A 5772-nucleotide genomic window follows, 5' to 3' on the forward strand; every position below is an offset into this window, starting at 1 on the left:
AGGCTCATGAAGTTGCCATTGTTGCGCCATTGGTCCGAGCGGCAATGGCGACGCGCGTTCAGGCATTCGGACCTGAGCTTGATGTTGAACGCCTCGATAAAGCCATTGTCAGTAGGCTTTCCAGGGCGTGAGAAGTCCAGGGTAACGTCGTTGGCATAAGCCCACAGGTCGAGATCGCGAGAGATAAATTCGCTGCCATTGTCGACTCGGATCGTCCTGGGATAGCCGACCTGGGCACAGACCCGTTCCAGGGTCCGGACCACATCCTCACCGCGGTAAGCAAAGCGCGGGTCGGCTGCTGGACAGAAACGGGAATGCGTATCCACGATCGTCAGGATCCTCAATTTGTTACCCAAAGCCAATTGGTCATGAACAAAGTCCATGGCCCAGACATCGTTCGGTCCGACTGCCTCCTGGCGATCGTCTCGCAGCTTGGCCTTCACCCGCCGTTTCGGGTTCTTGTTCCTGAGCTGCATACCTAATTCATTGTAAATTCTACGAGTCTTCTTGATGTTCACCTGCCAGCTCTCCCGTCGCAGCAAGACGTGGACACGCCGATATCCATAGCGCACCCGCGTTTCGCAGATCTCCCTGATCCGTCTCTCGACGGCTGCCTGGTCCGTGCGCCGGGACTTGTAGTGGAACGTGGAGGTGTCAAACCGCAGGGCCCCACAAGCCCTGCGTATCGACGCGCCCCAATCGATGCACATCCCGCGAACTAGTTCGCGCATCCGGCCAGGGTGAACCAGCTGGCGCCACCGGTTCAAATCAGCTGGTGAACAAGCTTTCGGCGGATGACGTCCTGCAACATCTCCCGGTCGAGGGTCAGGTCGGCCACGATCTCCTTCAACCGGCTGTTCTCATTCGGCGCTGCGCTCGAACCCATGGCGTTTGCGCCTCATTCCAGCGCCTTCAGCCGGCGCATCTCGTCGGGCAACAAACCGCCATATCGCTTCTTCCAGTTAAAATAGGTCGCCTGGCTGATCCCCACATTGCGGCAGACCTCGGCCACCGGCGTGCCTTCCTCGCCCTGCTTCAGGACAAACGCCTTTTGCGCCTCCGTGAACCTCGATGCTTTCATCGTTCTCCGCTCCTCTCCCAGCCAGGGAAGGTTAACCGAAAACTCCAGCTTCAAACGGTCCAGTTTCCAGGGGGCAGAGCACCATCACTGATCCCGGAAACTGCCCTCTGCTAGCGATCAACCGCAACAGCATTTTTCAGTGAGGAACTGTGGAGCTGGGAACTCCTTCTTCTCTCGTATACCAGTTCCGTAGTAACGACGAGAATTTGAGCATGAGCATATCACAATTTGACCCAGTGGTTCTCGTTGTAGAGGATCAAGGGCTTCTGCGTATGACAGCTGTCTCGATCATGGAGGATTCGGGTTTCGAGGCGGTTGAGGCCAAGAACGCGGATGAAGCCCTGACAATGCTGAGGCACTATCCCGACATTCTCGTCGTGTTTACGGATATAGACTTGAACGCTGAGAAAGACGGTTTCTGGCTTGCCGAGGAGATCAAAATCGGATGGCCGAAGATCGATGTCATCGTGACGTCAGCATACCCTAGACCGAAGAACTACAATCTCGATAACGTTATCGCCTACTATGAAAAGCCTTACTCGGAGAAAGATCTAATCAATCAGATCCAGAAGGCGGTTTTCGGATCCAGGCGTGGTCGCTCCATTGCAGAGTTTGTAAGCTACTAGGCGTTCGTAGGTTGCAGTTGTCAGCGTGAGCTTTGGTCGCTCGGCAACGATTTCAAGCTCCTGGAGATGGCGACACCTGGCGACGGAATTTTCCACGCCAATCGGTAAGCGATACCACCTTGCAGACAGTACTCACTGTGCTGTCTGCAAGCCACCGCGTCGGCCAATCTGGCCCTGAGGCGATGTAGCATGACAAGCAGCCGTACTTGTGAGGGTTCATCTTATCGAGTTCGTTCCCACATACATCGCAGAACCGGTAAGCGCACATTCGCCGAGAATCTCCATCTTAAGCGAATTTATGCTTAACGAGATTCTGCTAATAAATCCATAATTGACCTGCACAAAACTAGCATTGTCTTCGCACGGGCAAGTTTGTCACAGAATTTAGGCACGCCTACGATAACAAGAACCAGAGCTTGCGACAGATAGGTTGTGTTAGAAGCAAGGGCTCTGACTGACAGCAAAAGTATCGGGCAATGGTTTTGGCGCACAGACACCCGCCACCAGCTTTTGCGTGAGTGAATGTGCTCCCGATCTGCTCTGCCCCCCGAGAAATGGACCGCCGGATGCTGCAGTTTTCCGGCTTGGTCATGGCGACGGTCTGGCTGCGCCGCAGACTGTTCCCCAGTTCGGCAGCTGGGCGCTTCAGCTCAGAAGGGCAAAGTGGTCTCGGACTGCACGCGCATGAAGGCAAGCACACCGGCGGCATACTCTGTTCGATCCAAGGTCCCGACACTCTGTGTCGCAACGAAGTCGAAGAGCGAGTTCTTTTCCGACACTCCAAGCGCCATATGCCAGCCTGGGAACTGCCTGATGGTGGCGGTATCTCTGCTCAGAATGGTTTGCCCGTAATGAGATCGGCTTTCATTGATGCACCTCTCCACGATCCGCAGTTCGGCCTCCGGTCCTTCGACCCATTGATGGAAGGTCCCGTCCTCCCAATGCAGGTAGCCTGTAACGGCCATATTGCTGTTCCGGGATCGCGCCTGTTCCAGGATCATCCGGAACTCGAGATCATGGGGCTGAAGCAGTGTCTCACTGCGGTACAGAAAATTACGGACCAAACCATCCTATCCTTTGAGGGCTGCGCGACGAACGAAAACCCGAATATTGCGTCTGCCATGACCATCAGTCCCAGCCATCGACCATTGCCTTCCAGTGGCGGAGCAGATCAGCTGCACCGTAATCGCCATGCCGTTGGCGCTCCGTGGCAGCAGCTGAGATCATCGTCGCCACACCACTGCGATCCATCGCTTCCGGAAAGGCGAGCGTTGCGCGCAGAATGTTCAGCAGGATCCGCTCGGCCATCGCGCGTTGTTCGATCTCGTCCAGGAGGTCATCGCTCATATGCCTGGTCATGCCGGATCTCATTCTACCCTAGCGTATCACGCCAAAATGTCTGCACTTGATGCAACTCACATAGTGAGGGTCAAAATACAACCTTACGGCGAGTACTATTCAACGAAAAGGTGATGAGCGCTTGCTGGTTGAGCCCCCTGCCCTAATCGCCAGCATGTTTCGGCGCCGTCCCTCAGCCCATCATCAATCACGGCGCCGGGGCCGATAACGCCCGGTCGCCTCGCGAGCATTGGGCATCTCTGGTCTGCTCATGATGGCCCAAGCGTTCGCCGGCAGCGTGCTAGGTTATGTTGACAAATGGCGGATCCACAGGCGGATCGATGTGATGTCGACGAAGCCGAGGTAGCTTTTGGCGGTTTTGTCATGCGGGTGGCAACGCGGCGGGCATTCTTGAGCTTGTTGAAGCACCGCTCGACGAGATTGCGCAGGCGATAGAGGGCCCGATCCACGACGACGCGCAACCTGCGGGACTTGCGCATTGGGATCACCGGGACGACGTTGCGCGCCTCCATCGTTTTGCGAACCTTGTCGGAGTCATAGCCTTGATCTGCGATCAGCACAGCCGGCGCGGGCAGATTATCGTCCATGACCAAGTCAAAGCCTCGATAATCCGATGTTTTGACCCGGTGTGATGTCCGACCTCATGGGCAGGCCTGCGCCATTGACGCGGAGATGGATCTTGGTCGTAAAGCCACCTCTTGAGCGGCCAAGACCCTGTCTCCTTCGCCATGGGCTCGAACCAGTGGCGCCTCATGGCTCAGCCCCCTTTTGCGCCCGCTGCCTGATGATGGGCTCGGACCACTGTGCTGTCGATCATCTGAAGTGCATCCGGCACGATCCGGCTTTCGAGCAAGACCTCCAGGATCTGCTCCCACGAACCCGCCAGGGTCCAGCGTCGGAACTGGCGGTAGACGCTGGACCACTTCCCGAACTCTGCCGGCAAGTCACGCCACGGCGAGCCTGTCCGGGCTATCCAGAAAATCCCATTAAGAACGAGCCGATGGTCGGTAGGTTTGCGCCCGTTCGGCGCTCGGACGGCCAGAATGAAGCGCTCGTGAAAAGCCCATTCTTCGTCCGATATCAAATCTCATGCTAAGCTGCTTTTCATCACAGATACCAGCTTGAATCACGATCAGCGCGCCCTGTGAATCCTTTCGTCAACTCGGCCTCGTCATTTCGCCATCAAGCAATGAGTACGGTCGCCGGTTGTCGCAAGAGCCCAGAACGCGCCAAAGGCCTGGGGCCTGCTTCTTTTCTGGCGGCCGGGTTTCAGTCTTACTGCATGACCAACCTCGCGCTACAGCCGGGGTATCCAGCGAAGCATGCCGGCAAGCCTGAAAATCGGCATCCTGTCTTGCCGCCGACGGAAACACGTCACACACTCCTAACACTATTTTACATCTGGGAGTTGATACGGCTGAACCTTAAGAAAGTGGTAAGGCAATTTTAGTCGGTAACCCTTTGGGCATCTGACCGCATTTAAAGGGACCCTTTGACGATGGATCAGCATGACGAGCTTCGTCTTCTGAGAGGCGCCTGCGCCGCCAGCCAGACCGGCGCGTGGTATTACCGCGTTGGTGAGGATCGCGTTGAATGGACGCCACTTCTCCACGATCTGTTTGCTGTGCCGGTGGGAACGGAACTCGGCCTGGACTTTGCCCTGTCGTTCTACGTCGAAAAAAGCAGGCAAGCAGTCACAGAAGCAGTCAACGCCTGCCTCGCCGACGGAGCGTCGTGGAACCTGGATGTGCAGTGCCGCTCCATGACAGGTAGGTTGTTCTGGGCCAGAACCATCGGTGAGGCGATCCTGCAGGATGGGCGCGTGGTGGCGCTGCAGGGTGCCTTCCAGGACATCAGTCGGGAACGCGCTGCTATCGACGAGCAAATGCGTGCACAGGCGGAGCTATCCTTCGTTATGCGCACGATGACCGACGGCTTTTTCCTGCTTGATAGAAGTTGGCAATTCACATTCGTAAATGTGGCTGCAGAACAGATGCTCCGCCGCCCCCCTACCGAGCTTGTCGGGCAGTGTATCTGGGAGGAATTTCCCGAATCTCGCGGCACGATCTTCGAGCGGACTTACCGGACTGTCAGTGAAACGGGACACTCGGAGTCATTCCAAGCCTATTTCGCTCCGCTGGAGAGCTGGTTTCATGTGACCGTTCATCCTGCTCAGACAGGCATCGCGGTCCACTTCCGGAACGTGACCCGCGAGGTGAGCGAACAGCGTGATCTTCGGCTGTTCAGGACAGCCATAGACGCAATGACCACGGGCGCGGTCATGCTTGAGAGACGTGAAGGCGCCATCGACTTCTGGCCAATCATTTATGCGAACGCTGCGGCGATCGCACTTCAGGATCAGGATGGACAGCAGCTGTTGGGAAAGACCCTGAAAGAGGTGATGCAGGAGACGGATTGCACCCCCAATATCGACCATGTGCGCGATAGGCTTGCAGCGCAGCAGCCGAGTCATTTCGAGGCGCGGCACCACCGTTCGGGACGCCAGGAGATATTGGAATGCGTGGCCGTGCCGCTGGCGGGTGAACATGACGGGCACGGGCATGCGGTGGTGCTCATCAACGATGTGACGGAGCAAAGGCATAGTGCTGAAGAACGTCAGCGAAGTGAGCGCTTGGCATTGATCGGGCAGATGGCAGGGGGCGTCAGCCACGATTTCAACAATCTGCTTGCGGTGATCCTGGGGAA

General features: G+C 56.7%; 4 protein-coding genes and 2 pseudogenes. 2 read left to right on the plus strand and 4 right to left on the minus strand.

The genetic code is table 11. The features are described 5' to 3' along the window. Nucleotides 1–1081: pseudogene (locus tag FHD68_RS17415) on the minus strand (IS3 family transposase); the annotation flags it as partial. A gap of 212 nt (nucleotides 1082–1293) precedes the next feature. Here FHD68_RS17415 and FHD68_RS17420 point away from each other — a divergent pair. Continuing rightward, entirely contained in the window at nucleotides 1294–1707 is a 414-nt protein-coding gene (locus FHD68_RS17420; RefSeq protein ID WP_139086385.1) for a response regulator, read from the plus strand. A gap of 650 nt (nucleotides 1708–2357) precedes the next feature. Here FHD68_RS17420 and FHD68_RS17425 read toward each other — a convergent pair. The 3 genes and pseudogenes from FHD68_RS17425 to FHD68_RS17435 all read right to left on the minus strand — a co-directional run bounded on the left by FHD68_RS17425 (nucleotide 2358) and on the right by FHD68_RS17435 (nucleotide 4150). Further along, nucleotides 2358–2771 (minus strand): BLUF domain-containing protein, encoded by a 414-nt coding sequence (locus tag FHD68_RS17425; protein ID WP_139086388.1) that lies wholly within the window; start codon nucleotides 2769–2771, stop codon nucleotides 2358–2360. A gap of 64 nt (nucleotides 2772–2835) precedes the next feature. Next, on the minus strand, nucleotides 2836–3054 hold the full coding sequence (locus FHD68_RS17430; protein ID WP_139086390.1) for a hypothetical protein: 219 nt from the start codon (nucleotides 3052–3054) through the stop codon (nucleotides 2836–2838). Between the two features lie 297 nt (nucleotides 3055–3351). Beyond that, nucleotides 3352–4150 (minus strand): annotated as a pseudogene (locus tag FHD68_RS17435) (IS5 family transposase). Nucleotides 4151–4564: 414 nt separating this feature from the next. Between FHD68_RS17435 and FHD68_RS17440 the strand changes: the two are divergent. Then, the coding region (locus tag FHD68_RS17440) for a PAS domain-containing protein (protein ID WP_139086392.1) at nucleotides 4565–5772 on the plus strand (1208 nt) is incomplete at its 3' end.

Source organism: Paracoccus marcusii, from assembly GCF_006151785.1.
In the GTDB taxonomy this organism is placed as follows: Bacteria; Pseudomonadota; Alphaproteobacteria; order Rhodobacterales; family Rhodobacteraceae; genus Paracoccus; species Paracoccus marcusii.